Consider the following 25,418-nt stretch of genomic DNA (forward strand, 5'->3'; position numbering starts at 1 on the left):
CGTCAGCCGGCGCGCAGCACGGCGAGCGCCGAGCGGACGTGCTCCTCCATGAAGCCCACGCGGATGCTGTCGTCGGCGAGCCGGCGCAGGGCGGTCGCGTCGAAACCGAGCGTGTCCGCCAGGAGCGCATGCTCGCGTGACAACGGCGCGCCGGTCTGCCGCGGGTTGTCGTCGCCGAGGACCACCGCGACGCCCGCTTCGCGGAACCGGCCCGCCGGATGCGCGGCAAGCGAGGTGACGGCACCGGTGTAGAGGTTCGACGTCGGGCACACCTCGATCGCCACGCCGGCGTCGACGATGCGCGCCAGCACCTCAGCGTCGTCGGCGACGTGCGCGCCGTGCCCGATGCGGCTGACGCCGAGGAGCTCTATCGCGTCGAGCGCCGCCTGCGCGGGAGCAGCCTCCGCCGCGTGGCTGGTCAGGCCGAGGCCGGCCGCCCGAGCGATGGCGAACGCCCCCGCGAAGGCGTGCAGGTCGGGGAAGCGCGCCTCGTCACCGGCCAGGTCGAAGCCCACGACGCCGTCCCCGGCGAAGCGTGCGGCGGCCCGCGCGACGGCCTCGTTGATCTCCGCGTCGTGCAGGCGGAGTGCGGCGACCACGACTCCCGCCGGCATCCCGGTGATGGCGATCCCCTGCTTCACCCCCTCGCACACGGCGGCGATCACGTCGGTCAGGCCGAAGCCGTCCCGGACGTGCGTCGCGGGCCCGAAGCGCAGCTCGAGATAGCTCTGGCCGTCCGCGTGCGCGTCCTCGACCGCCTCCCTCGCGATGCGGGTGAGGGAGGCGCGGCTCCCGAAGAAGGGATAGGAGGACGACACCTTGGCCAGGTAGTCCGTCAGGTCCGAGGGCGCGTCGAGTTCGAGCGCCCGCTGCCAGTCGATCCCGGCGTCGAGCCCGGCGGCCGGCGCCAGGGCCGCCGCCGTGCTCGGCCGGACCCGCCCCTCGAGGTGGGTGTGCAGGTTGATCAGCATGCGGTCGTGAGCAGCTCGATCAGGTGCGGCCCGAGCGGACGGTCCGTGCCGAGCACCACACGCGTCCGGGCTCCCGGCTGGTCGACCGGGCCGAGGCGCTGCCCCCGCAGATCGCAGATGGTCTGACCCCGTCCCGGGCCCTCGGTCTCGTCGACCTCCACCGCGACGGCGGGCGCCACCGTCGGGACCACGCCGCCCACGGCGATCGCGGCGGCCAGCGGATCGTGGAGGGCGCAGCTGCGGCTCCCGTAGAAGTCGACGTAGAAGTCGAAGTAGTGGTCGAGCATCTGCCCCAGCGCGACCGCCAGCGGCACCTCCGAGCCCAGCAGGCGGGCGCGGTCGGACTCGTCCAGCGTGTTCTCCAGGGTGACGTCGAGCGGCACCAGGGTGATGTCCCAGTCGGCCTCGAGCACGATCCCCGCGGCCTCGGGGTCGTTCCAGATGTTCGCCTCGGCGACGGCGGATACGTTGCCGGGCACGAGGGCCGCTCCTCCCATGATCGTCACGTCCTTCACCCGCTGGGCCAGACCCGGATCGGCCTCGAGCGCGATGGCGATGTTGGTCAGCGGCCCGACGGTGACGAGGCGCAGCTCGCCCTCGTGCTCGCGCGAGAGCCGGAGGAGGAGGTCAGTCGCGGACTCGCCGGCCACCTCCCCCGCGCCACGCGGCAGCTCCACTCCGCCGACGCCGTTCCAGCCGTGGATGTGCGGCACGCCGCCGCCGAACGCCCGAGTCGACCAGTCCTCCGCCCCCTGCGCGACCGGGACGCCCTCGCGCCCCGCCAGCGCGAGCAGGTCGAGGGTGTTCCTCGCAGCCTGGGAGGCGCTGGTGTTGCCGCTCACGGTGCCGACGCCGACGAGGTCGACGCCGGGCGCGGCGAGCAGGTAGGCGAGGGCGAGGGAGTCGTCGATCCCGGTGTCGCAGTCGAGGTAGACGGGGAGGCGCTGATCGGTGGTGCTCATGCTCTTCTTTCGGTGGTTCGGGTGTCAGATGCGCTGGCCGGCGCGGGGGCGGATGAGCAGGCTGGTGATGAGGGCCAGGACGGTGATGACCACGGAGATCCAGAGGGCCGTCGTGACCCCGCCGAGCGAGCCGGAGGCCGCGAACGGGGCGACGATGCCGATGCCGAGGCTGGCGCCGATGCCGAAGGCCGCTCCGTTCAGGCCGGGCAGCGCCGCCGGCGCGTCCGGGGGCGAGAGCAGCACGCCCAGGCCGTTGACGGTCGTCAGCACGAGGCCGTTGTAGGTGATCCCGAGGAAGGCGACCGCAGCGAGCACGAGACCCTGGTTGGTCGGGACGAACGCGATGACGATGAGCGCGATCGTGCTCAGCAGCAGCCCGATGCGCAGGATGCGGAGCCAGCCCGCGCGTCCCGCGAGCCAGCCGGAGAGCGGGGCGGCGAAGACGCCGATCAGGGCGGCCGGGGTGAGGAAGAGCAGCGCCGATGTGGCCGCGTCGAGTCCGAAGCCGATCTCGGCGTTCTGGCTCAGCAGCACGACGGTGAAGTTGATCACCGCGAAGATGCCCGACAGCGTCAGGACCGTCGTGACGATGACCGGCCACACCTGGCGCGAACGGAGGTGCTCGACCGCGATCAGGGGCGAGGTGCGCCGCTTCTCGATCAGCCAGAACGCCACGAAGGCGACCACCCCGACGGCGAGGAACACGAGCGTGAGCGGGGCGACCCAGCCCAGCGAGGAGCCGTTCGAGACGAAGTAGGTCAGGCCGATCAGGGCCACGGACAGCGCGGCGGCGCCCCACCAGTCCATCGTGCCCGTCGGCGTCGGTCGCCCACCGCGTGGCACGACGACGATCACGGCCAGCAGGGCGACGATCCCGAAGACGAAGATCACGACGAACACCGAGCGGAAGCCGAAGTTGTCCGTCAGCAGACCGCCGACCCAGCCGTCGAGACCGCCGACGCCGCCGTTGACCGCCGTGATGATCCCGAGGGTGGTGCCGAAGATCTTGGCGCTGAGCGACTCGCTCAGGATGATGTACGCCAGCTGGAACGCGGCGCTCGACGCCCCCTGGAGCACGCGGCCCACGAGGAGGATCGGCAGGTTCGGCGCGAAGATGCAGAGCAGGGTGCCGACCGCGAGGATCGCCAGCACGATGATGAGCGACCGTCGACGGCCGACGAAGTCGCTCCAGCGCGACAGGACGACGCCTCCGATCGAGCCCGCGAGGAAGAACAGCGAGGTGACCTGGGAGACCGAGCCGACGTCGACGTTCAGCTCCTTCGCCATGTCGGGAAGGGCGGGCGACAGCATGCTCGCGTTGAGCTGGTACGACAGCACGCCGAGGACCAGCGTGACGACGAGGCCGACCGCGCGGCCGCCTCTGAGAGTGGGCGACGCGGACGCGGCCGGAGCTGCGGCGGTCGAGAGGTTCGGGTGACTCATGTGACTCCAATGTCAGAGACGCCGGAGGACTTCCGGCCAGGTAGTAGGAAGTTATACCTCTCCGGTACAACATTTGCAAACAGCGGTCGGCCGGTGCTTGAATGGGCGGACGATGCGAGGAGCGGCGATGACGATCACGACGGAAGAATTCCTGGGCGAGCGACTGATGACGCCCGCCGGGCAGCCGCTGCGGGTCGCCGTGTACTCACGGCTCGCCGACGGCATCCGGTCCGGTGTGTTCCCGCTGGGCGCCATGCTCCCCCGCGAGACCGAGCTCGCCGAGCAGCTGGGCATCAGCCGCACTCCGGTGCGCGAGGCCCTGATGCTGCTGGAGGAGGACGGCCTGATCCGCACCCGGCGCGGGGTCGGGCGCTTCGTCGCCGACGCCATCCCCCGCTCCGGGCTCGAGCTCTTCCAGCCCTTCGACGTCGCGCTCAGCGAGTCGGGGGCGCCCGTCGAGGTCGAGGTCCTCGAGTTCGAGCTGCAGCAGACGACCGACTTCGTCTCGACCAAGCTCGCGCTCGACTCCGCGGCGAACACGTGGTTCCGGGAGTCGCTCGTGCGCCGCGACGGCGAGCCGATCGCGATCCTGCAGGAGCACCTCCCGGCCGGCAAGTATCTGAGCGATGTCAGCCCCGCCATCGCCTCCGACCTGCAGGAGGCCGCGGCCCTTCCCGCCTCCCTGCTCGCCTCGCTCACGGCCCGGCGCGGGCCGCAGTTCGACTCCGCGGTCTGCCAGATCGCCGCGAGCGTCGCGGGCAAGACGCGCGCCAAGCTGCTCGGGATCGACCCCGCCGACTCGGTGCTCGTGCTGACGCAGGTGGCCGAGCGGGCCGGCACGCCGCTCTACCTCGCGAAGTGCATCACGTCGTCGCACGTTGGCCAGCTCACGGTCATGCAGTCCACCGCCTCGGTCTCCTGACCGACGCCGACCCGAAAGGCCCTACCGTGCACGACCTCCGTCCCCTCGTCGTCGTCGGGAGCATCAACGTCGACATCACCGCCATCGCCGACCGCCTCCCCACGCCGGGCGAGACGATCGGCGGGGGGCTCCTCCAGCGCCACGCGGGCGGCAAAGGCGCCAATCAGGCGGCGGCCGCGAGCCGGCTCGGCGCGCGCGTGCGTATGGTCGGCGCCGTGGGCGACGACGCGGACGGCGCGTGGATGCTCGACGAGCTGCGGGAGGCCGGCGTCGACGTCGGCGATGTGCGGACGGTGGCCGCCGCGACCGGGACCGCCCTCATCGCGGTCGACCACGACGGTGAGAACCAGATCGTCGTCTGCCCCGGCGCCAACGCCGAGGTCTCCCTCGCGGGCGTCGAGGTGGCGGACGACGAGGTGGTCCTCGCCCAGCTGGAGGTCGAGCTCGAACTCGTCCTCGAGCTCGCGGCACGCACCCGTGCCTTCCTCGCCCTGAACGCGGCCCCGGCCCGCCCCCTCCCCGTCGAGCTCATCGAGCGCGTCGACCTGTTCATCGTCAACGAGTCGGAGTACGCGCTGATGCCCGAGCTCGCGAGGGCCGAGCGGGTCGCCGTCACGTACGGGGGCGAGGGCGCCGCCCTCTACGAGAAGGGGACCGAGGTCGCCCGCGTGCCCGCCGTGCGCGTGCAGCCGGTCAACACGGTCGGCGCCGGCGATGCGTTCTGCGCCGCGCTGACGATGGCGCTCACCGCGGGCGCGACGCCCGAGGAGGCCCTGCGCGCGGCGTGCGCGGTCGGCGCCGCCGCGGTCGCGCATCCCGGCAGCCAGCCGCCGTTCTCGCCGCTGGCCGCATACACGGCGTGACGGCCTAGACCAGGAGCGACCGGATCGCGGAGGCCGCGGCGCCGCGCGCCCAGTCCTCGAAGGTGTGCGGGCGCACCTCGATGCGGCACCGGCCGGCAGAGCCGAACGCGTGCTCGGCGTAGGAGGTGCGGAGCGCACCCTCGAGCAGGTCGATGGCGGCGACACCCTCGCCGCCGATGATCACGAGCTCTGGACCGACGAGGTTGACGAGGCTCGCGATGGCCGCCCCGATCACGCGGCCCGCCTCCGCGAAGACCGCGACGGCGGCCGGGTCGCCCGCGCGGCCAAGGGCGACCGCCTCCTCGATCGGGACCGGCCGGCCGTGCGCGGCCGAGACGGCCTCCACGATCGCGCCGGTCGCCGCGACCGCCTCGACGCAGCCACGACGGCCGCAGGCGCAGAGGCGGTCGGGAGCGGCGAGCGGCAGGTGGCCGATCTCCCCGGCGACGCCGTACGCGCCCGCGACGACCTCCCCGTTGAGGTGGAGGCCGCTGCCGATGCCGCGCCCGATCGTCACGATGGCGAAGGAGGCGGTCCCGAGCCCGACGCCGAACCAGTGCTCACCGATGGTGAGGGCGCGCACGTCGTTCTCGACGAGGACCTCCTGCGACAGCCGTGCGGAGAGCGCGGCGCCGAGCCCGACGTCGCGCCAGCCCATCAGGACCGAGTCGCGCACCACGCCGCTCGCGGTGTCGACATCGCCCGAGACGGCGACGCCGACGCGGGCCATCCGCGAGCCGAGCCGGCCGATGGCGGTCTGCAGGTGTGCGCAGAGGCCGGCGATCGCGTCGATGACCGCAGCGGGCTCCGCTGATGCCAGCGGCACCCGCTCGGCGGCGACGACGCGGTCGGTGAGGTCGGTGACGACGCCGACGAGCTCGTCCGCATTCACCTTCACCCCGGCGACGACGAGGGCCTCTGGCACCACGGCGACCGGGCTGACCGGGCGGCCCGGGAGGCCGGTGGGCGTCGCCTCGAGCGAGTCGTCGACCAGCCCCGCAGCGACGAGGGGCGCGACCGCCTTCGTGACGGCCGCCTGCGACAGTCCCGTCCGGCGGGCGACCTCGATGCGGCTGATCGGGCTGCGGGTGAGGATCGTTCCGAACACGCGCGCGGCCGCGTCGGAGGAGGAGCGGAGCAGCGCCGTCCGGGCCCGCGTCTCGTCGTCCATGTGCTGCACCGCTTCTCGTGAGGGGGTTGCCGCACACACCGTAGCCGTGGTTAATTTACACTGTCAAGTAATCCGTCTCCCCGAGGAGCCCACCATGCTCGACGGCTCCGGCGCCGTTCTCCTGCTGCGCGCGGCAGGCGCATCCCTCGTCATCGATGCGGCCGGGCCCGTGCCCCGGGTGCTGCACTGGGGTGCGGATCTCGGCCCCCTCGACCCGGTCGCCGCCGACGCCCTGCGCGTCACAGGCGCGCCGGCCGTGCTCAACAACGCTCCGGACGTCCCACGGGCGTTCAGCCTGTGGGCGACCGAGTACGAGGGATGGGCGGGAACGCCCGCGCAGGAGGGTCACGCCGCCGGTTCCGCGACCACACCGCGCCCGCGTGCGGTGGCGGTGCGGCACCGCGTCGACGGCGTGGACGGCGACGGCGGCGGCCTGATCGAGATCGACCTGGTGGACGAGATCACCGGGCTGCGGTCGACGATGGCGCTCGCCCTCGACCGGTTCGGCGTGCTCGCCGTCGACGTCTCCGTCGTCCGCGATGAGGCGCTGCTCGATGCGACCGCCACCGCAGCGCCGTACGAGCTGGACGCCCTGCGCGTGCTCCTCCCCCTGCCCGAGCGCGCGGTCGACATCCTCGACTTCAACGGCAAGTGGTGCCGCGAGCGCTCCCCGCAGCGCGGTGCGATCTTCTCCGGGACGCACCTGCGGCGCACGCGGCGCGGCAAGCCGGGCCACGACTCCCCCTTCCTCGTCGTCGCCGGCACGAGCGACCTGGCGTTCGGCACGGGCGAGGCCTGGGCGACCCACCTCGCCTGGAGCGGCGACAGCGAGTACGTCGTCGAGAGGCTTCCCGAGGGCGCCGGCGCGTTCTCCTCGGTCCTCGGCGCCGGGGAGGCTCTGCGCCCGGGCGAGATCCTGCTCGCGCCCGGCGACCGGTACGACGCGCCGACCGCCCTGTTCGTCTGGTCGGGCGACGGTCTCGACGGCGTCGCCGACCGCCTCCATCGCCGGCTGCGGGCCCGGCCGTCGCATCCCGCGACTCCGCGGCCCCTCACCCTGAACTCGTGGGAGGCCGTCTACTTCGACCACGACCTCGACCGGCTCTCCGCGCTGGTCGAGCGCGCGGCCCGGGTCGGCGTGGAGCGCGTCGTGCTCGACGACGGCTGGTTCCACGGCCGACGGGCGGCGAACGCCGGTCTCGGCGACTGGTTCGTCGACCGCGCGGTGTGGCCGGAGGGCCTGGCACCGCTCGTCGACCGGGTCCGCTCGCACGGCATGCAGTTCGGGATCTGGTTCGAGCCCGAGATGATCAACCTCGACTCCGATCTGGCCCGCCTCCACCCCGACTGGGTGCTCGGACCGCGTGCGGGCCTCGGCGCCACGGCGCGCGACCAGTACGTGCTCGATCTGACGCGCACGCAGGCCTACGACCTCGTGCTCGACCGCATCAGCGCGATCGTCGAGGAGTACGGCGTCGACTACATCAAGTGGGACCACAACCGCGACCTGTCGGAGGCCGTGAGCGGCCGGTCGGGCAACGACCGTCCCGCGGTCCACGAGCAGACCCGCGCGCTCTACCGGATGCTCGACGCGCTGCGCGAGCGGCACCCCGGGCTCGAGATCGAGACCTGCTCGGGAGGCGGCGGCCGGGTCGACCTCGGCATCCTCGACCGCACGGACCGCATCTGGGCCTCCGACTGCAACGACCCCGTCGAGCGCCTGCAGATCGAGCGTTGGACCCGGATGCTCGTGCCGCCGGAGCTCATCGGCTCGCACCTCGGCGCGGAGCGCTCGCACACCACGTCCCGGCGCACCGACCTCTCGTTCCGGCTGATCGTCTCCCTCACCGCCCACGCCGGCATCGAGTGGGACCTGCAGGAGGCCGATGACGTCGAACTGGAGACCATCGCGCGTTGGGGTGCGGTGTACCGCGAACTGCGCGACCTCATCCACCGCGGCCGCGTCGTCAACGCCGACCTCGCCGACGAGGCGACCGTGCTCACCGGCATCGTCGCGCAGGACAGCAGCCGCGCCATCCACACCTGGGCGCGGCTCGCGACCTCGGCCGCCGGCCAGTCGGGACGCGTCCGTTTCCCCGGTCTCGATGCGGCCGCGCGCTACTCGGTGCGCATCCGGGACGAGTTCGGGACGGCACGCCGGCACCAGAGCTCCGACCCCGAGTGGCTCGCCGCGGCGCTGACGGCGGAGGGCATCACGCTCCCCGGCTCGGTGCTCGGGATCGTCGGCGTTCCGCTGCCGACGCTCGCACCGCAGCAGGCGATGCTGTTCGACCTCGTCCGGGTGGCCTGACGCGGTCGGCTCGGCGCGGCGCTTCCGTCAGCCCTCCTGCGGCCAGTCCGCCAGCCGCGCGGCGGCCGCTGTCGTGACCCGCAGGAACTCCAGCGCGAGCGCGGTCGGGTCCGACGACTGCCGCACCACCTCGTAGGGCAGGACGAACTCCCCCAGCGCGTGGTCGTAGTACGCGCCTCCCGGGACCGTCGTCTGCGCATATCCCTCCGGCTCGGGATACGCGTACGAGTAGAACGCGCCCTCGCGGCCGCCCCCGGGCCAGAAGCCCGAGCTGCTGATCTCGTCGCAGTAGCCCTCGATCATGACGCGGTCGGGGCAGTTCGGCACACCGCCCGGGTGCAGCGGGGCGGGCCGCCCGGAGAACCGGGTCGTCGCGATGTCGAGCGCGCCCCAGAAGAGATGGACCGGGCTGGCCTTGCCGCGGAACTCGGCCCGCAGGCGGCGCAGCACGCCGTCGGCGCGGATGAGCTGCCGCCAGAACGCGTGCACCTGCTCCGGCTCGTACGAGCGGTGCTCGACGTCGGTCGGGAACGGGATCGCCGGGTCCACCTCGTTCGGCGTCGGATGGATCTCGAGCTCGACGCCGAGCCGGCCGAGCGCTTCGAAGGCGAGCCGGTAGAACTCGGCCACCGTCATCGGCTGCAGCGCGATCTCCTCCCGGCCTCCCTCGCTCGTCCGCAGCACGAGCCGGTGGTCGACGAAATCGAACTCGATGTCGAGGATGACGCCGTCGAGCGGGATCGGGCCGGTCGAGAGGCCGCGCGCGCTCAGCGAGAGCGTCACGTGCCACCAGTGGTTCAGGAACGGCGAGCCGACCATCCGCAGCTTCCCGATGATCTGCAGCCACATGTGCAGCGTCTCCCGGGTGGGGGCCCAGGCCTCCACCTCCAGGGACGGCCACGATTCTCCGCGCTTCTCCATCTCGACCTCCGTCACCCAGTGTGACGGACGCGGACCGCGCGCGGTCCCTCCGTTTGTCGAGTCGTCAGGCGGCGAGGTGGAAGGTGTCCGCGAACCGGCCGAGCAGGTCGCCTCGGCCGTGCAGCACTTCCACCACCCCGGCCTCGATCGCGGCGGTCGGCGCGAGCTCGCCGGAGATGAGGCGGCGGATGCCAGGACCGGCGGAGAACGCCAGGTCGGCGGGGCCGTCCCCGCGAGCAACGTCGAGGGTCGGGCCGTCCACGCGGATGAGCAGCTCGGCGGCGCCGAAATGCGCACCGTAGACGGTCGTGGGGAGCTCCGCGGCGATCTGCGGGCGGAAGGCGGTGCGGAGCGCCATCGTCATGGAGTCCGGCGTGACGATCTGCTCCTCCCGCGGGTCGCCCATCGCTTTGAACCCCCAGGCGCCGAGCGCGAGCACGACCGGCTCGAGCTCGCGGCCGTACGGCGTGAGCTCGTAGACGATCACGCGCGAGCGCGGCGCCCGGCGGATGATCCCCGCCTCCTGCAGCTCTTTGAGCCGCGCCGCCAGGATGTTGCTCGGGATGCGCGGGAGGCCCGCGGCGAGCTCGCCGTAGCGGCGCGGCCCGACGAGCAGGTCGCGGATGATGAGCAGCGCCCAGCGTTCGCCCACGAGCTCGACGGCCCGCGTGACGCCGCAGTACTGCCCGTAGTCGCGTGCGGCCATCGGACCTCAGGCCTGCTGGTTCGCGACGGCGGCCTCGGGGCCCTGCTGGGCGGCGGTCGGGTCCATCCAGCCGAACTCGAGCAGGTTGCCGTCCGGGTCGGCGAGCTGGCGCTGGTACATGAAGCCGTAGTCGGCGGCGGGGCGCGGCTCGGATCCACCGGCGGCGACGCCGTCCGCGACGGCCTTGTCGACCTCCTCGCGGGAGTCGAGGAAGATCGCGGTCGAGACGGAGGGGTTCGCGGCCGGGTCGCCGATGGGCAGGTCGGTGAAGGTCTGGAAGAACTCGCGCACGAGGATCATGAAGTAGCTGTGGTCCTCCTCGACGACGACGCAGGCCGCGTTGTGGTCGGTGAAGAGCGGGTTGATGGTGAAGCCGAGCGCCGTGTAGAACGCCTTCGCGCGCTCCAGGTCGGTCACCGGCAGGTTGACGAACATCGCGGTCATCATGGTCTCCTTCGACGGGTTCTGATGTGCTGTCGAGACCGATACTTGCAAAAAACAAGTGGGGCGTCAAGAGGGGATTCCGCCGTCGGTGCCGGAGGGTAGCGTGGCCCCGGTGAGCATCGACGAGTTCCGCATCCACCTGTCCGACGAACTGCTCGACGACCTGCGCGCGCGGCTCGCGAGCACGCGCTTCGTCGAACCGCTCGGGTCGCGGCCGTGGAGCGGCGGCGCGGGCGAGCCGGTGCTGCGCGAGCTGGTGGACTCGTGGCTCGCCTTCGACTGGCGGGCACAGGAGGAGCACCTCAACTCCTACGACCAGTACCTGGCCGACGTGGGCGGGCACCGCGTCCACTTCGTGCGGCTGCCGGCCGCGGGGTCGGCCGAGGTCCGCATCCCGCTGCTCCTGCTGCACGGCTGGCCCAGCGCGTACACCGAGTACCTGCCGCTCGCCGAGCGCCTGGCCAATCCCGCGGGCTCGGGGTCGGATGCGCGCATCGCCTTCGACGTCATCGTGCCCTCGCTGCCGGGGTTCGTGTTCTCCGAGCTGCCGGAGGGGCCGCTCACCCGGCAGGCGATCGCCCGAGACCTCCACGAGCTCATGACGACCGTGCTCGGCTACGACCGGTACGCGGCCTTCGGCGGCGACATCGGCGGTGGGGCCGCGACCTGGCTCGGCGTCGACCACGCCGACCAGCTGATCGGCGTGCAGCTCATCCACGCACCCTTCCCCGCTGACGAGGAGCCGCGCACCGACGAGGAGCGCGCCTACCTGACCGCCCTCGACGAGTACGACGCTGCCGACAGCGGATACAGCGAGATCATGGGCACCCGGCCCGACACCATCGCCGCCGCCCTCGCCGACTCCCCCGCCGGGCTGCTCGGCTGGATCGCCGACAAGTGGCACGACTGGGTCGACGGCGACCTGGATCGGGTGGTGCCGCGGGATGCGCTGCTCACCATCGCGACGCTCTACTGGGCGACCGGCAGCATCGGCACCTCCTTCCGCCAGTACTTCGACTACGAGCAGAACCCGCCCCGGCCGCCGATCGTCGCACCGCTCGGCGTGCTGCTCAGCCGCGAGCCCGTGATGGACGGGTTCCCGCGGTCGCTCGCCGAGCGGGCGGCCGACGACCTGCGCTCCTTCGAGCGCGCGCCACGGGGCGGCCATTTCCTCGGCCTGGAGCAGCCGGAGCTGGCCGCCGACCACATCCGGGCGTTGTTCGCAGGACTCACCCTGCGGGACTGACCGTGCGGGACGGGCTACGAGATCGGGCCGATGAACCGACCCACCTTGGCCGAAGCCCAATCCACCGCGAACGGCGCTCAGGACGCTAGTCAGGAACTGTGGCGGGCGTTTCCAACTCGAAGCTGATCGCTCCGCGCTGAATGATCGGCATGAGTAGAGGGGCGTTGAACACGCGCTGCGTCACATCCGCAATCGCCTGCCGGGTGAACGGCAAGACGTGCATCAAAGCAACGTTGTTCACGAATTCTTGAAGGGCGACAGTACTGCCTTTTCGCACAACAAGTCCCTCCAAGCCATATTCCGCAGCGACTGCGCAACTGACAGAACCGACCGGCAACTCGATATCGGTCTCGATCCGCACCCTGAATCCAGCCGCATCGTCGCGGAGCATGAACACCAACGAATATCGGGGCTCGATCTCAAAATCCTCGGATGGCTGCACATCATCGAAGCGCTCGGCCGCGATCTTCACGATGCTGATGCCCAGCAAGCCCGCATGCTCGACTAGCTGGCCGACATCTGCGACGACCTCATCAGACAAAGGTCGAGGCTCCGACCACGTGGCCGGACGACCACTCCCAGTCGAACGGTTGGCTCATCACCCAGCCAGCGTTATCGACCACCCGAGCAAAGGCGCGAGCATCATCACTTTCGCCACATTCGTCAATCACTCGGTGCTCGATGGTGGCACCGACAGCAAGCGCGTAGCGTCGCAAGGTACTGAGGGTTGGGTTGGCATCGTAGCGCTCGAATGCGGCCACCGTCGGCTGACTCACCCCCATGCGCTCCGCCACCGTGCCTTGAGTAAGCGCGTGCCGCTTGCGCATAGCGACGAGGTCTTCCATGAGCTTGTCATGGGAATCAACGAGGCTATCGGCTATGTGCTCGAGCCGCTCGGCGTCCATGTGCATAGATCAAACTCTATATCCGCAACGATAACTCAGGCAATTCCCCATCGTGAAGAGGCACCCGCGTTGTGAAAACCGATCGCTGTATTGATCTCTCGCTGCTGTTCGGCATTCACGTCCTCGACGTCGATCCGCTTCTCATGAGCATGATGGCCGATGAAATGCGAGGGGGCGTCAGCTGGTTCGGAGTGGTACATGCGAACCTCAACCTCACAGTGCCTTTGCGATCCGTTCTCTTCGCGATCTGTCACGGTGACTCCAGACCACCTGATTTCGTAAAGGGGCGGCGGATTACGGACGTCGACGGCCTTGACTTCTTCTACCGGCATGAGGCGGCCCGCCTGGGCCTTCTGCAGTCGGCGCTTGAACTCACTCTTCGTGATCTGCATCGACCACGGGTTCCATACGCGGTTCTGCCCTGACACGGCCGCGATCAAGGCAGCCACCGCAGTGGTGATATCGTCTCCGACCGGGCACGAAGGAAATCCGTACCACCGGAAGGCGATGGGGGTCCCCGCGCTACAGCGTGAAGAAGCATTGAAAGTGGGCACGATTCGATGCTACCGAGGCCCCCCGACGCGTCCCGTCGTTCCCAGGCGCCTGGACCGAAAGACTGGGCCGGCAGCGGTGATGCGACTAGCCTGCCCGATATGACCGCGCGCATCGCCAACGTGACCTTCCACGCCGACGAACCCGTCGCCCTCGCCGCCTTCTGGAGCGAGGTGCTCGGCTATCCCGCCTTCACCGGTTGGGACGACGAGGAGATCGCCGCCCTCCGGGAGTCCGGGTTCGACGACGAAGCCATCGCCGACCGTGCGGAGGCATGGGACGGGGATCCCGCCCACCAGCGCCTGTACTTCTCCCGCTACCGCCACGAGAAGCGCAGCGCAACCGCGTGCACCTCGACATCACGCCGTTCGACGACCGCCGGGCGACGCGGGAGGAGCTGGCGGCCGAACGCGACCGCCTCATCGCCCTCGGCGCGACCGAGGAGAAAACGCTCCTGGGCAACTGGGGCCCGTACGAGGAGTTCGTCATCATGATGCGCGACCCGGAAGGCAACGAGTTCTGCCTGCAGTGAGGCGGCACCCGGTCGGCGCTCAGGACGTCGGCGCCAGCAGCCCGAGATCGCGCAGGCTCTCCGCGGTCGCCACGATCGTCTCCACCGCGGGCCGTGGGCGGAGGCCGAGTTCGGCCTTCGCGCGGTCGTTGTGGATGACGAGCGGTGCCGGTTCGTCGCCCGGGAGCTCGTCGGTCGGAACGCGGGCGGCGAGGTCGCCGAGTTCGGCGCGCAGGACGTTCGCGACGTCGAGGAACGTCATCGTCGGGCCGTCCGCCAGCACCAGGTAGCGCTTGCCCGCCGCATCCGGGGTTCCCATCGCCGCGATGTGCGCCGCCGAGACGTCGCGCACGTCCGCGATCCCGAAGCGCTGCCGCGGAACCGCCGTCATCGTGCCGTCGAGCTTGCCGGTGAAGAGCGCCAGCGACGACCGGGCGGAGGCGGTCAGGGTGGGGCCGGCGATCCAGGTCGGGTTGATCACGACCAGCTCGAGACCGTCGCCCTCGCGCTCGACGAAGTCCCAGGCGGCACGCTCGGCCACCGCCTTCGACAGCGGGTAGGCCGGGAGGCCGGGCGTCGCCGGGTCGGTCCAATCGGACTCGTCGTAGTCCCGCACCGGCTTCGGCGAGTACCCGACGGCGGCGAACGACGAGGTGAGGACGACCCGGCGAGCGCCGGCGTCGCGGGCGGCACGCAGAACGCGCAGCGCACCGTCGCGGGCCGGGACGACGACCTCGTCCGGGTCCGCCGTCTGGATCATCGGCGAGGCGACGTGGTAGACGTCCGTGATGCCGGAGAGGGCGTCGCTCCATCCTTCGTCGGCGGTGAGCGATGCGGCGACGAACGACAGGCCCGCGGGGTCGACGCCCGCACGCCGGACGGCCTCCCGCACCTCGTCGGCCCGGTCGAGCGAGCGGACGCTGGTGCGCACGTCGGCGCCGGTGGCGAGCACGTCGGCGATGAGTCGGGTGGCGAGATAGCCGGTGCCGCCGGTGACGAGGATGGTGGGTGCGGTGGGTGCGGTGGTCATCGGAAGGTCTCCTCGAGTCGGGGCAGGATGGTTCGGAGTTCGGCGTCCGCGCGCGCCTCGGCGGCGGCGTCGGCGCGATCACGGGCGTCCCACAGGGCGGACTTCACCCGCAGGTAGTCGAGGTGCACGCGGAGCGTCGCGATCTGCTCCTCCACCCGGTCGGCGTGACGCAGCAGGATGACCCGCTGCTCCCCCGCCGCCGCACGCCCCCGGCGCCGGTTGAGCTGGTAGGTGCGCATGTCCTCGATGCCGATGCCCATCGCGCGCAGGCACGCGAGCACCTGCGCGTCGTCGAGATCGCTCTCGCGGTAGCGCCGGTGCCCGCTGCTCTCGTCGCGCGCGATCGGCCCGAGCAGGCCGACCTCCTCGTAGTACCGCAGGGTGGGCTCGCTGAGTCCGCTCTGCCGGGAGACCTCCTGGATGGCCAACGTGATCATGGGTCCATCAGAACAGACCTCAAGCGCTTGAGGTCAAGCCCGCGGGGGAATCGCGCGAGAGAAAGGCCCCGAGCGCACCGCGCCCGAGGCCCCTCACCGCATCTGCCGATCAGGCGTGCGCCTCCTCCACCACCGACGCCTCCCGCAGCTCACGTGCGAGCTGCGACGCCGCACGCCAGGCGAGGGCGACCGTCGTGAGGGTCGGGTTCGCTGCTGTGGCGGTGGGGATGACGCCGTTGCCTCCGACGAACAGGTTGCCAACGCCCCACACCCGCAGCCACGGGTCGCAGACCGAGGAGCCGTCGTCCACGGCACCCATGCGCACGGTGCCCTGATAGTGGAGTGACGAACCGCCGGCCGCGAGCTCGGGCTGCTCCAGCGGGGTGCCGATGCGGCCGGCGCTGCGCAGCGAGTTCTGCCGCATCTGCTCGATCGTCGCGAGATCCTTCTCGGTGCGCGAGTAGTGGATGGTCATCTTCGGCATGCCGTAGAAGTCGGTCTCGGTCTCGCTGAACTCCACCGCGTCCCTGAACCGGATGTCCTTCGCGGCGTACCAGGCGAGCACGCCGAGCCGTGCGGTCGCCGCGTCGTCCATGCCGGGGAGCTTGTAAGCGGAGCCCGCCAGCGAGATGATCCCGCCCTGCATGGGCCGGGCGTCGGAGAACGGGACGAGCACCGAGCCGATCGAGCCCGCATCCACCGGGTAGCGCGCCGGCTCGAACTCGTCGCTCAGCTCCACCATCGTCGCCATCTGGAAGTGCTCGTTGAGGTGGTGCCCGAGGGCCGTCGGCCGGACGCCGGACGCGAAGAGCACCTGCGGCGTGCGCAGCCCGTCGGCGCAGACGACGACGTAGCGGGCACGCACTTCGGTCCGATCGCCGGTGACGCGATCCTCCAGTTCGGCGCCGACCGCGGTGCCGTCCTCGACGATCACCCGTCGTACGAGCGTCTCCGATCGCAGCTCGAAGCCGGGCACGATCGCCTCCAGGTCGCCGAGGATCACGCCGGTGCCGGAGAACCGCAGCTTCTCACCGTCCCACTGGGTCGCGGTCGGCATGTAGGTGGTCGGGGTGAGGCCGGGTCCGTCGAATTCCGCGGCGATGGCGTCCTTCATGGCGCGGAGCAGACCGCTGCCGCCGCCGGGCGGTGTGCTCACCCCGAGAAGCTGCTCCGCGTGCGCGAGGGCACCGTCGAGCTCCTCCGCCGCAAGGAAGGGGATCCGCTCCGACTGGTGCGGCCGAGGGCAGGACGTGCCCCAGTGGATCCCCATCCCGCCCACGCCGCTCGACATGCTCGCGGCGGGCAGTCCCACATCGCCGTCGGCGAGCGTGGGCCGCGGGTCGGCGAAGAACAGGCCGGGGAGGATCGTCTGCCGGAACTCGAGGCTGGGGTCGATCCCGGGCGCGATGTCGGAGAGCGCGGCAGCGCGCTCGATACCCGCGTCGGGGCCCTGCGTGAGCAGCTGGACGGCGAGGCGCTCGGCCTCCTCGAGGTTCTGGGTGTGGTCGCCGCGCGTGCCGGGTACCGCGGGTCCGACCTCCACCATCAGGATGCGGGCGTCGGGGACCGCGTCGCCGATCGTGCGAGCGTAGGTCGAACCGGCCGGCCCCGACCCGACGATGAGGACGTCGACGGTCTCTGTGTCGCGGGCGCTCATCGGGCGATCTCCGAAGCCGAAGCGGCCGCCACCTCGAGCACGCGGGCACTCTTGGCCCACGGATCGCCGCCGGTCCCCTCGTACTCGACGGTCAGCGGACCGCTGTATCCGTGCGCGGCGAGGATCCCGAGCGCCCGGCCGAGGTCGACCGGGCCGACGGCTCCGTCGTCGCCGACGGCGTGCGCCTTGACGTGTACGAGTTCGGCGCGCGGGGCGAGCGCCTCGATGCCCTCGTAGAGGGAGGTGAGGTCGAGGCCGGCGAAGACCTGCTCCGGGGTGACCTGCGCGCCGTCCGGGCCGCCGAACAGCAGCGCCATCGTGGGGAGCATGAGGGCGTCGAAGTTGCCGAGGTCGAGCAGCAGCCCGAGGTGCTCGTGCCCGACCGCGTCGAGCAGCCGGTTCATCCACGCCGGGTCACTGCTCGGGCCGCCGTGGTTCTCGACGAGCAGGCGCGAACCGCGCGCGTTCGCGTACGCACCGAGGTGGCGGAGTGCCTCGACCAGGTGGTCCGGGAGGTCGTCGCCGGTGTGCTGCGCCATCGGCGATCCGGGATTGACCCGAACGAAGGTCGAGCCCATCGCGGCGAACCGGTCGATCCAGCGCTCGATCTCGGCGACGTCGGCGGCACGCTTGGCCGCGTCGGCCTCCAGCAGATCGCCGGCGTCGATGGCGACGTTCACCAGCTGCACGTCCTCGGCGCGCAGGGCGGCGGCGAACCGGTCGAGCTCGGGGTCGTCCACGCCGGCGAACTGGAACGCCACGGTCTCGATCGCACCGACCCCGAATGCACTCTTCGCACGGGCCGGGAAGTCGGAGAGGTCGAGCTCCTTGGTGAACGGGAACGAGATGTGCACGTCGCGTCCGGACGGGTCGACGAAGGTGAAGTCGACGGGCCCGAGCTGCTCGCGCACGCTGTAGGTGGAGACGGACAGAGTATTCATTTCGATGGTGCTCCTCGGAGTTGCGGGATGTTCAGACGACGGTCGGTTCGGGCGCGGGGCGCGATTCTCCCCGGGTGATGACGGCCCAGCGCGGGTCGCCCTCGCGACCGAGCTCGGGGAGGCGGAGGACGAAGGCCGCGCCGATCAGGCCCAGCACCGCGAGCACGAGGTAGAGGGCGGTGTAGCCGCCGAGCGCGAGCATGAAGGGCGCGATGAAGGGGACGAACGACTGCGGAAGCGTGTTCGCCATGTTGATGATCGCGAAGTCCTTGCCCGCGTTCTCACTGCTCGGAAGCACGCGGACGCAGAGAGCGCTGTCGATCGAGAAGAACAGGCCCGTCCCGACGCCGATCGCCGCGGTGGCGATGAAGACGAAGCCGATGTTCGGCGCGAACGCCATCCCCGCGAGGCCGGCGGCGGCCAGCACACCCGCTGCCACGACGAACGGCTTCTGGCGCCGGAGGCGGTCGGAGACGAGTCCAGCGATCACGCTCGTGACGGCCAGGAGGGCGACGGAGAGCAAGGACAGACCGAGCACGATCGCGGCGACGTCGGCCTCCGCCACCCCGAAGCGCTGGATGAGGAAGAACGCGTTGTACGTTCCGCTCGCGTAGGCGCAGGTGATGAGGAACCGCACCGCCCAGGCCCACCCGAAGGCGGGATGCCGCCACGGGTTCAGCCAGAACGACTTCGCCAGCTCGACCAGGTTGAGCCCGGCCTGGTGGGGTTCGCGCTTGTGCTGCGGGTCACGGAGCAGGATCACCGCCACGACCGCGAACACCAGGGCGATGACGCCGAGCACGACCCACTGCGCGACCGGGTCGGCGATCGCGCTCACGGCGGTGAGGCCGAGGAGGGGACCGGCAGCGGCGGCGAGACCGACGAAGCCCGAGACCGTGCCCCGTCGGAGCGGGGGCACCTGGTCCGCCAGCAGCGCGCTCGTCGCGGCCTGCTGGAAGTTGAACAGAGTCTGCGTGATGCACCAGACGACCGCCACCTGCCAGACCTCGGTGGTGAAGGCGAGGGAGGCGACCGCCAGCGACCCTGCGAGGCCGCCGGTGAGGATCCAGGTGCGGCGACGGCCGAACCGGGCGGCCGTGCGGTCGCTGATCCGGCCGGCCAACGGATTCGCGACCAGCGCGAACAGGGCGCCGAAGCCGGTGACCACGCCGAAGGCCGCGGCGGCGCCGGGGCCGGCGATGCGGGTGAGGTGCAGGGTGAGCAGGAGCTGCAGGGGTGTGAGCAGGGCGATCAGGGCGCCCATGTTCGAGGTGAGAATCGCAGCGATCAGGCGCGGCAACGGTGTGGCCGCGGGGCCGGGTGTTTCCAGGGCGACGTCGATGTCGGCCGGTCGGGACATTCCACACTCCTCTGTGTGATGTGATGCCGTTTGGGTGTCTCTCCAAAATCGGAGTGGCTCTCAGTATGTAGATCCTTTCATTTGGTGTCAACTGCGAATTCCCGCGGTATCCTGGGCGCATGGGATTGAGGGAGAAGAAGGCGGCGCGGACGCGAGGCCAGATCCTGGACGCCGCCGCGGAGCTCTTCCTGTCGCAGGGCTACGACGAGACGACGATGGAACAGATCGCCGAGAGCGCCGAGATCGCGCCCTCCACGCTCTACCGCTACTTCCCCAGCAAGGACCTGCTTCTTCTGGGCCGCCTGACGGAGTCGCTGCAGCTGGGTGAAGCCCTCCGCTCCCGGCCCGCCGGAGAACCCGTCCCGGAGGCGCTCGCCGCAACCCTGCTCGCCACGATCGAGTCGTTCGACGACACTCCGCGCTTCGCTGAGCTGCGCCACGTCATCGACGTCTCGCCGGTCCCCCGCGCCCGGCTCTGGGACGTCTTCATGCAGTCCCGCAGCGAGCTCGAGAAGGAACTCGGTGTCCGGATGGGCCTGCCCGCAGACGACCTCCTCGTGATGATGACGGCGCGCAGCGCCATCACGATCTTCGAGATCGTCGCCGAACGCTGGTGGGCGGGCGACCACACCGCCTCCCGCGCGGATGTGCTCGACGATGTGCTGCGCAGCCTCGATGCGACCGGCGTCGTGTTCCCGGCCCCGAAGGCCGCGAGCCGCCCCAAGAGCGTGGCCTGACGGCAGGGCGGCTCGGATCGTGCTGATCTGGATCAACGGCGCCTTCGGTGCCGGCAAGACCCACACCGCCTTCGAGCTCCGACGACGACTCGCGGGCGCGCACGTCGCCGACCCGGAACCACTCGGCTTCGCCCTGCAGCGCACTCTGCCGCCCGAGGCACGCCCCGACTTCCAGGACCTCCCCCAGTGGCGCTCCGCTGTCGTCGACACGCTGCAGCAAGCCGATGCGACGCATCCCGGTGCGGTGCTCGTCCCGATGACCATCGTCCGCGACGACTACTTCGATGAGATCGTCGGCGGTCTGCGCTCGCGGGGCGTGGACGTGCGGCACTACGCCCTGCTCGCCTCTCCCGAGACCCTGCGTCGCCGATTGAGCACCCGGATCGCGTTCCTCCGCACCGGGCTGCGCCGCGAGACCTGGGCCGTGCAGCAGATCGACCGCTGCGTCGCCGCCCTCGCCGATGACCGCTACGCCACGCACGTGCACACCGACCACCGCACGACCGACGAGGTGGTCGAGTGGATCGCGGATCACGCAGGACTCCCCCTCACGACTCCCCGGCTCGATCCGTGGCGCTTTCAGCTGCGCCGCCTCAGGGTCGGCTTGCAGCACATCCGCCGACTCTGACGGCAGCCCTCACCGCACGCCGATCGTCCAGTGGCGGTCCTTCCTGACGAGGCTGAATGCGCAGCTGGCGTGCCGTTCGGGATCCTGGCGCGCGGCGCCGACGACCGTGATGACGAAGGAGGCGGGAAAGTCCCTGCTGCCGGAGACCTCGATCCCTCGTCCCTCGGGTGCGATGACGTGGCAGTTCGCATAGAGCTCGTCGGCGCCGGGAGGGTAGGGGGTCGCGAAGCGCGTGCGCAGCGCACCGAGATCTGCCGCGTCGACCTCCCGGAGGACCGCCGCGGCCTCCCCGCGGGCGTCGTCGGACGTCGGGGCATCGGGCAGCCCGTTCACGACGGTGGCGATGAGGAACCCCACTGCGGCGATGGGGACGAGCAACGCGAGGGCGCCCCCGATCCGCCAGCGACGATCGCCCGCGTTCGTCGCGCCTCCCCCCGAAGCCATGGGTCGAGGTTAGTGGCTAGCATGGTCGCGGTCGCAACCGGAAGGGATTCGACGATGGATGCAGGCGCACGTCGTGGCTGAGTGGGTCGATTCCGTTGAACTCGCGCTCTTCGAACGCCTGCTCGACGTCGGCAAGCTCATCGAGCGCCGGGCGGACCGGGCGACGAAGGCGCGCACCGGCATCAGCTATGCGCAGTACGAGGTGCTGATCCGCCTCCGGAACGCCGACGGCGAGCTGCGGATGGCCGAGCTCGCGAACAAGCTGGTGAGCAGCCCGAGCCGCCTGACCTACCAGGTGTCGCTGCTGGAGAAGGCCGGGCTCGTCGAGCGCGCGATCGCCCCGGACGACGAACGCGGTGTGCTCGCCCGCATCACCGACGAGGGCAGGGCGCTGCTGTTCGAGGTCTCACGCGCGCAGAACGACATGATCGTCGACGCGGCGATCGCTCCGCTGTCCCGCGAGGACGTCGAATCGGCCCACCGCATCCTCGGCGCCCTGCAGCTCCACCTCCGCGGGGAGCAGACCGGCGGCCTCCTCCCCGAGCACCTGCGCTCCTAGTCCGCGCGGCCGTGCAGCTCCGGAGCGCCGTCGGCCCGCTCGACCCACCGCTCGCGCACCAGCCAGCCACCGGCGGCGTCCGCCGTGAACGTGTCCCGCCAGACCTCGAAAGGGATGCCCTGCAACCAGTCCCGGTCGCGCTCGACCATGACGCTCACGCTCGAGACGACCAGCGAACCGTCCGGGAGGTCGCGCACCGACTTCCTGGTCTGGACGCGCTGGACACCGTCCGGCAGCGTCCGGACCCGAGCCGCGAGCTGCCGCAGTTCGTCGCGTCCGCGAGCAGTGCCCTCGGGGTGGTGCACGACGCACGTCTCCGTGAAGAGGCCGACGAGCGACTCCACATCGCCCCGCCCGAGCAGTTCGTCGATCCGGTCGACCTGGTCGAGCACGGCGTGGCCGTCGGCCACCCGCACGACGTTGCCCAGCGTGGAGGTCCCGGTGTCCGCCTGGTTCACGAGTTCGCCTTTCCGAGCGTGTCGAGCCGCCCGAGCGACGGCACGAAGAACACACCGCCGGTCACCGCGGTGGAGAAGTCGAGCAGCCGGTCGTGCAGGCCCGGCGGGTCGCCGATGAACATCCGCTCCAGCATCCTCTGGATCACCCACAGGTTGCGGCAGTACCCGATGAAGTACGTGCCGAACTCGCCCGACCCGGGACGGCCGAACGGCATGTTGTCGCGGAGGATGTCGTGCTCGACGCCCTCGTCGTCGACGATGGTCGCCAGCGTCTTGTGCGACTTCTGGCCGGCGTCCGCGTCGTCGAGTTCGACGTTGTCGGCCTTGGTGCGGCCGATGATCGCCTCCTGCTGCTCGGTCGTGAGCGCCTGCCACGCGTCGAGCGGATGCACGTACTTCTGCACGACGACGTAGCTGCCGCCGGCCGCGTCCGCATCCTCGTCGCCGACGAGGGTGGAGTCGGGCAGCTGCTGTCCCACGGGGTTCGCGGTGCCGTCGACGAAGCCGAGCAGGTCCCGGATGTCGAAGTAGCGGAACCCGACCGTCTCGTCCACGACGGCCACAGCGTCCCCCAGGCTGTCGAGCAGGAGCCGCTCGAACTCGAAGCAGAGATCCTGCCGGTCCGCACGGATGTGGAAGAGGAGGTCGCCCGGTGTCGCCGGGGCGACGTGCTTCGCTCCCTGGATCGGTGCGAACGGCCGCAGCTCGTGCGGCATCGGGTCGCTTGCGAGTGCGGGCCAGACCGCCGCGCCGATCCCGACAGTGCACGCCAGGTTCGCACCGAGGTCACGGAACGCGACCGTCTTCGTCAGGCCGGCGAGATCCCCGAGCGCGTCGCGCACGCGATCCACGGCCCCCAGCGCGCTGCTGACCGTCAGCACGAGGAAGACCGCGGTGCGGGTGAGCGGCGCGTCCACCTTCTGCGCCTCGATGGGCACCCGACGGTTCCCCGTCGTCGTTGCTGCGTCCGTCATCCGACCTCCTGCCCGGAGTCTAGGAGCCGACGGACGAAAGGCTTTCCGTCCGTTGTAGGAATGCGGGAGGCGGCACGCTCACTAGCGTCGTGCCCATGTCCGGAGCACGAGGTGTGGGAGTCGTCGGCGGTTCGATCGGCGGCCTGTTCGCCGCCGCCCTGTTGGCCAGGCGCGGTCACGACGTCACGGTGATGGAGCGGTCGCGACACGGCCTCGCGCGCCGCGGAGCCGGTCTGGTGGCGCAGCCGGAGCTGCTCACTGTGCTCGAGCGGGTGGGACGGCCCGACGCCGCGGCGGTCGGCGTCGTCGCGGAGGAGCGCATCACGCTCGATCGAGGCGGGAGGGTCGTCTCGCGCGACCGCACCCCGCAGATGCAGCTCTCCTGGGACCACCTCTACGAGGTGCTTCTCGGGCAGATCCCGCCCGAGTCGTATCTGCTCGGCAACGCCGTCCGCGCCGTGCGCTCCACCGAGGTCAGCGCCGAGGTGCAGCTGCACGACGGCGAGCGCCGCTTCTTCGACGTCGTCGTCGGGGCGGACGGGCTCGGCTCGGTCACTCGCGACGCCGTGGTCCCGGACGGCCGCGGCAACCGCTACGTGGGATACGTCACGTGGCGGGGGCTGATCCCCGAGCAGGCACTCACCGGGCGCGCGGCGGACACCCTCCTGGGCCGGTTCGCGTTCTACACCGGGCCGGGCGCCCACATGCTCGGGTACCTCGTCCCCGGCGCCGGTGGCGAGCTGACGCCGGGGCTGCGGCGGTACAACTGGGTCTGGTACCGGCCGCTCTCGGTCGTCGACCTCGCCGACCTGATGGAGGCGAGCGGGCGGCCCGTCGGCAGCCTGTCGCTGGCGCCCGGAGACCTGCCGCACGCCGCGCGCGAACGGCTCCGCGCGGACGCGCACGCCGAGCTGCCGCCGGAGTTCGCCACCGCGGTGGACGCCGAGCCCGAGCCCTTCCTGCAGGCGATCGTCGACTACGTGCCGCCGCGGATGGTGCGGCAACGGGTCGCCCTGCTCGGCGACGCCGCCGTCATGGTCCGGCCGCACACGGCGATGGGCGCGGCGAAGGCCGCCGGTGACGCGCTCGCCCTCGCGGACCTGCTCGACCGGCTGCCGGTGCCGGAGGCGCTCGACCGGTACCAGCTGCAGCGCCTCCCGGTCGGCCGCTCCATCGCCCAGTACGGGTTGCGGCTGGGCGAGTCCCTGCCCTTCGCCCGCCCGGCTCGCCAGCCGGTGTGACGGCTACTTGCCGGTCGGTAAGTAGCCCGCGCTCGTGAAGAGGTGGCGCAGGTCGACGATCATCTGCTCGTCGACGTCCTTGTGGCGCGGCCGGGTCAGCACCAGGCGCTCCTCGCCGAGCTTCACGATGTACTTGCCGTCGTGCTCCTCCCGCACGTCGGCCGCCTCCTCGAGCAGGGCCAGCACGGCGTGCCACTCGAGGTTGTGCGACGTGGGGTGGCGCTCGATCTGCTCGAGGGTCGTGCGGTGGTGCTCGCTCAGGTGCTCGGGCGTCGTTCCGGTCATGGCGGGTGTTCCCTTCGTCGGTTGCCCCGCCACGATAGCCGCGGGCGCGGCGGAGCGGCACCCTCTGGTTGTCGCAAAGTCTCCCGTCGCCGGCCGATCGGGTGCCTCAGGCCTCCGCGGCGCCCGCGACGATCTCCGCGAGGCGGCCGAGTGCCACGCGCGAGTTCTCGTCCACCGGTCGCCACACGACCAGGGTGAGGTCGAAAACGCGCGGGATGTTCAGCTGCTGGTAGGTCAGGGTCAGCGGTCCGACGACATCGTTGGGGAAGGCGAACGCGTCCGACTCGTCGCGCGAGCCTCCCCCGTTCGCCCACGCCTCGGCGAACGCGCTGCTCGTCGTGGAGAGGTCCGTCACGATGCGCTCGAAGGCGTCGTCGGACTCGTGGCGGGCGAGCGATTCGCGCAATGTGCCCGCGAAGTGCTCGGCGATCACCGCCCTGCTCGGGCTGGTCCGCATCGCATCGGAGTCGACGAAGGTCGCCCGCACCAGGTCGACGCCGTCGTGGAAGGCGGGCGAGAGGGATCGCGCCAGATCGTTGGCCGCCAGCACCGTCAGATGGCGGTCGCGGACGAACGCCGGGATCGCCGGCCACGACTCGATCATCCCGCGGATCTCCGGGGGGACGGCGCTCGATGGGCCCTCGACAGTCATGCCCGTCACCATAGCGAAGGGGCCGCCCGCGAAAGGGGGTCTGCCGGGACCACCTTGGGCGGCCGAGGGCGCGATCATCCACCCCGG

29 protein-coding genes are annotated in these 25,418 nt (G+C 71.1%); 9 read left to right on the forward strand and 20 right to left on the reverse strand.

Annotated elements, in window-relative coordinates; genetic code table 11:
• Positions 1 to 2: 2 nt before the first annotated feature.
• Genes add through HNR14_RS06240 form a run of 3 tightly spaced genes read right to left on the reverse strand, consistent with a single transcriptional unit; the run spans position 3 to position 3,376 of the window.
• The gene (gene add, locus HNR14_RS06230; protein WP_179700343.1) at positions 3 to 971 is read right to left on the reverse strand and encodes an adenosine deaminase; all 969 of its coding nucleotides are present in this window, start codon (positions 969 to 971) and stop codon (positions 3 to 5) included.
• Entirely contained in the window at positions 965 to 1,933 is a 969-nt protein-coding gene (locus tag HNR14_RS06235) for a nucleoside hydrolase (RefSeq protein ID WP_179700344.1), read from the reverse strand. Before HNR14_RS06235 ends, add begins: the two co-directional genes overlap by 7 nt.
• A gap of 24 nt (positions 1,934 to 1,957) precedes the next feature.
• Positions 1,958 to 3,376, reverse strand: a complete 1,419-nt coding sequence (locus tag HNR14_RS06240; protein WP_179700345.1) for an MFS transporter — start codon at positions 3,374 to 3,376, stop codon at positions 1,958 to 1,960.
• A 127-nt stretch (positions 3,377 to 3,503) separates the two neighbouring features.
• Here HNR14_RS06240 and HNR14_RS06245 point away from each other — a divergent pair, with 127 nt between their 5' ends.
• Positions 3,504 to 4,298, forward strand: a complete 795-nt coding sequence (locus tag HNR14_RS06245) for a GntR family transcriptional regulator (RefSeq protein WP_179700346.1) — start codon at positions 3,504 to 3,506, stop codon at positions 4,296 to 4,298.
• 26 nt (positions 4,299 to 4,324) lie between these two features.
• Entirely contained in the window at positions 4,325 to 5,161 is an 837-nt protein-coding gene (locus HNR14_RS06250) for a PfkB family carbohydrate kinase (RefSeq protein WP_179700347.1), read from the forward strand.
• Positions 5,162 to 5,165: 4 nt separating this feature from the next.
• On the opposite strand, the gene HNR14_RS06255 is transcribed toward HNR14_RS06250, so the two are convergent.
• Positions 5,166 to 6,332, reverse strand: a complete 1,167-nt coding sequence (locus HNR14_RS06255; RefSeq protein WP_179700348.1) for an ROK family transcriptional regulator — start codon at positions 6,330 to 6,332, stop codon at positions 5,166 to 5,168.
• Between the two features lie 94 nt (positions 6,333 to 6,426).
• Between HNR14_RS06255 and HNR14_RS06260 the strand changes: the two genes are divergently transcribed.
• The gene (locus HNR14_RS06260; RefSeq protein ID WP_179700349.1) at positions 6,427 to 8,643 is read left to right on the forward strand and encodes an alpha-galactosidase; all 2,217 of its coding nucleotides are present in this window, start codon (positions 6,427 to 6,429) and stop codon (positions 8,641 to 8,643) included.
• Between the two features lie 27 nt (positions 8,644 to 8,670).
• Here HNR14_RS06260 and HNR14_RS06265 read toward each other — a convergent pair whose 3' ends face one another.
• The 3 genes from HNR14_RS06265 to HNR14_RS06275 form a co-directional block, all read right to left on the reverse strand.
• The gene (locus HNR14_RS06265) at positions 8,671 to 9,564 is read right to left on the reverse strand and encodes a DUF5996 family protein (protein ID WP_179700350.1); all 894 of its coding nucleotides are present in this window, start codon (positions 9,562 to 9,564) and stop codon (positions 8,671 to 8,673) included.
• Between the two features lie 64 nt (positions 9,565 to 9,628).
• Positions 9,629 to 10,270, reverse strand: coding sequence for a winged helix-turn-helix transcriptional regulator (locus HNR14_RS06270; protein WP_179700351.1), 642 nt, complete (start codon positions 10,268 to 10,270; stop codon positions 9,629 to 9,631).
• A gap of 6 nt (positions 10,271 to 10,276) precedes the next feature.
• Positions 10,277 to 10,714: a VOC family protein gene (locus HNR14_RS06275; protein WP_179700352.1), complete on the reverse strand. Its 438-nt coding sequence runs from the start codon at positions 10,712 to 10,714 to the stop codon at positions 10,277 to 10,279.
• A 112-nt stretch (positions 10,715 to 10,826) separates the two neighbouring features.
• Here HNR14_RS06275 and HNR14_RS06280 point away from each other — a divergent pair, with 112 nt between their 5' ends.
• A complete protein-coding gene (locus tag HNR14_RS06280; protein ID WP_179700353.1) occupies positions 10,827 to 11,960 on the forward strand; it encodes an alpha/beta fold hydrolase in 1,134 nt (377 codons plus the stop codon).
• Positions 11,961 to 12,045: 85 nt separating this feature from the next.
• On the opposite strand, the gene HNR14_RS06285 is transcribed toward HNR14_RS06280, so the two are convergent.
• From HNR14_RS06285 to HNR14_RS06295, 3 genes are read right to left on the reverse strand one after another with little or no spacing between them, the layout of a single operon-like run.
• Positions 12,046 to 12,501, reverse strand: a complete 456-nt coding sequence (locus tag HNR14_RS06285; RefSeq protein WP_179700354.1) for a hypothetical protein — start codon at positions 12,499 to 12,501, stop codon at positions 12,046 to 12,048.
• Entirely contained in the window at positions 12,494 to 12,871 is a 378-nt protein-coding gene (locus tag HNR14_RS06290) for a helix-turn-helix domain-containing protein (protein ID WP_179700355.1), read from the reverse strand. Before HNR14_RS06290 ends, HNR14_RS06285 begins: the two co-directional genes overlap by 8 nt.
• A 29-nt stretch (positions 12,872 to 12,900) precedes the next feature.
• On the reverse strand, positions 12,901 to 13,419 hold the full coding sequence (locus HNR14_RS06295; protein WP_179700356.1) for a hypothetical protein: 519 nt from the start codon (positions 13,417 to 13,419) through the stop codon (positions 12,901 to 12,903).
• A 344-nt stretch (positions 13,420 to 13,763) separates the two neighbouring features.
• Here HNR14_RS06295 and HNR14_RS20810 point away from each other — a divergent pair, with 344 nt between their 5' ends.
• Positions 13,764 to 13,949, forward strand: a complete 186-nt coding sequence (locus tag HNR14_RS20810) for a VOC family protein (protein ID WP_484497035.1) — start codon at positions 13,764 to 13,766, stop codon at positions 13,947 to 13,949.
• 19 nt (positions 13,950 to 13,968) lie between these two features.
• Here HNR14_RS20810 and HNR14_RS06305 read toward each other — a convergent pair whose 3' ends face one another.
• The 5 genes from HNR14_RS06305 to HNR14_RS06325 all read right to left on the reverse strand — a co-directional run bounded on the left by HNR14_RS06305 (position 13,969) and on the right by HNR14_RS06325 (position 19,353).
• Positions 13,969 to 14,958, reverse strand: coding sequence for an NAD-dependent epimerase/dehydratase family protein (locus tag HNR14_RS06305; RefSeq protein WP_179700357.1), 990 nt, complete (start codon positions 14,956 to 14,958; stop codon positions 13,969 to 13,971).
• The gene (locus HNR14_RS06310) at positions 14,955 to 15,395 is read right to left on the reverse strand and encodes a MerR family transcriptional regulator (protein WP_179700358.1); all 441 of its coding nucleotides are present in this window, start codon (positions 15,393 to 15,395) and stop codon (positions 14,955 to 14,957) included. Before HNR14_RS06310 ends, HNR14_RS06305 begins: the two co-directional genes overlap by 4 nt.
• A gap of 109 nt (positions 15,396 to 15,504) precedes the next feature.
• The gene (locus HNR14_RS06315) at positions 15,505 to 17,052 is read right to left on the reverse strand and encodes a GMC oxidoreductase (RefSeq protein ID WP_179700359.1); all 1,548 of its coding nucleotides are present in this window, start codon (positions 17,050 to 17,052) and stop codon (positions 15,505 to 15,507) included.
• Positions 17,049 to 17,993, reverse strand: coding sequence for a sugar phosphate isomerase/epimerase family protein (locus tag HNR14_RS06320; protein WP_179700360.1), 945 nt, complete (start codon positions 17,991 to 17,993; stop codon positions 17,049 to 17,051). Before HNR14_RS06320 ends, HNR14_RS06315 begins: the two co-directional genes overlap by 4 nt.
• Before the next feature lie 31 nt (positions 17,994 to 18,024).
• Complete coding sequence (locus HNR14_RS06325) at positions 18,025 to 19,353, reverse strand: MFS transporter (protein WP_179700361.1); 1,329 nt, start codon at positions 19,351 to 19,353, stop codon at positions 18,025 to 18,027.
• 119 nt (positions 19,354 to 19,472) lie between these two features.
• On the opposite strand from HNR14_RS06325, the gene HNR14_RS06330 reads away from it, so the two are divergent.
• Together HNR14_RS06330 and HNR14_RS06335 are read left to right on the forward strand one after the other, a co-directional pair.
• Positions 19,473 to 20,090: a TetR/AcrR family transcriptional regulator gene (locus tag HNR14_RS06330; RefSeq protein ID WP_179700362.1), complete on the forward strand. Its 618-nt coding sequence runs from the start codon at positions 19,473 to 19,475 to the stop codon at positions 20,088 to 20,090.
• Positions 20,091 to 20,109: 19 nt separating this feature from the next.
• On the forward strand, positions 20,110 to 20,718 hold the full coding sequence (locus tag HNR14_RS06335; protein ID WP_179700363.1) for an AAA family ATPase: 609 nt from the start codon (positions 20,110 to 20,112) through the stop codon (positions 20,716 to 20,718).
• Positions 20,719 to 20,727: 9 nt separating this feature from the next.
• On the opposite strand, the gene HNR14_RS06340 is transcribed toward HNR14_RS06335, so the two are convergent.
• Entirely contained in the window at positions 20,728 to 21,162 is a 435-nt protein-coding gene (locus tag HNR14_RS06340; RefSeq protein ID WP_179700364.1) for a hypothetical protein, read from the reverse strand.
• Between the two features lie 73 nt (positions 21,163 to 21,235).
• Here HNR14_RS06340 and HNR14_RS06345 point away from each other — a divergent pair, with 73 nt between their 5' ends.
• Entirely contained in the window at positions 21,236 to 21,721 is a 486-nt protein-coding gene (locus HNR14_RS06345; RefSeq protein ID WP_179700365.1) for a MarR family transcriptional regulator, read from the forward strand.
• Here the strand turns inward: HNR14_RS06345 and HNR14_RS06350 are convergent.
• Both HNR14_RS06350 and HNR14_RS06355 read right to left on the reverse strand, forming a co-directional pair.
• Positions 21,718 to 22,179 carry a nuclear transport factor 2 family protein gene (locus HNR14_RS06350; RefSeq protein ID WP_179700366.1) on the reverse strand — a complete coding sequence of 154 codons (462 nt, stop codon included), beginning with the start codon at positions 22,177 to 22,179 and terminating at the stop codon, positions 21,718 to 21,720. The two genes, HNR14_RS06345 and HNR14_RS06350, sit on opposite strands and share 4 nt — an antisense overlap.
• Positions 22,176 to 23,153: a Dyp-type peroxidase gene (locus tag HNR14_RS06355; RefSeq protein WP_179700367.1), complete on the reverse strand. Its 978-nt coding sequence runs from the start codon at positions 23,151 to 23,153 to the stop codon at positions 22,176 to 22,178. Before HNR14_RS06355 ends, HNR14_RS06350 begins: the two co-directional genes overlap by 4 nt.
• A gap of 95 nt (positions 23,154 to 23,248) precedes the next feature.
• On the opposite strand from HNR14_RS06355, the gene HNR14_RS06360 reads away from it, so the two are divergent.
• Positions 23,249 to 24,394 (forward strand): FAD binding domain-containing protein, encoded by a 1,146-nt coding sequence (locus HNR14_RS06360; RefSeq protein WP_179700368.1) that lies wholly within the window; start codon positions 23,249 to 23,251, stop codon positions 24,392 to 24,394.
• A gap of 3 nt (positions 24,395 to 24,397) precedes the next feature.
• On the opposite strand, the gene HNR14_RS06365 is transcribed toward HNR14_RS06360, so the two are convergent.
• On the reverse strand, positions 24,398 to 24,679 hold the full coding sequence (locus HNR14_RS06365) for a hypothetical protein (RefSeq protein ID WP_179700369.1): 282 nt from the start codon (positions 24,677 to 24,679) through the stop codon (positions 24,398 to 24,400).
• A gap of 106 nt (positions 24,680 to 24,785) precedes the next feature.
• Positions 24,786 to 25,331, reverse strand: a complete 546-nt coding sequence (locus HNR14_RS06370) for an MmyB family transcriptional regulator (RefSeq protein ID WP_179700370.1) — start codon at positions 25,329 to 25,331, stop codon at positions 24,786 to 24,788.
• Positions 25,332 to 25,418: the final 87 nt, after the last annotated feature.

The organism is Leifsonia naganoensis (assembly GCF_013410615.1).
Lineage (GTDB): Bacteria > Actinomycetota > Actinomycetes > Actinomycetales > Microbacteriaceae > Leifsonia > Leifsonia aquatica.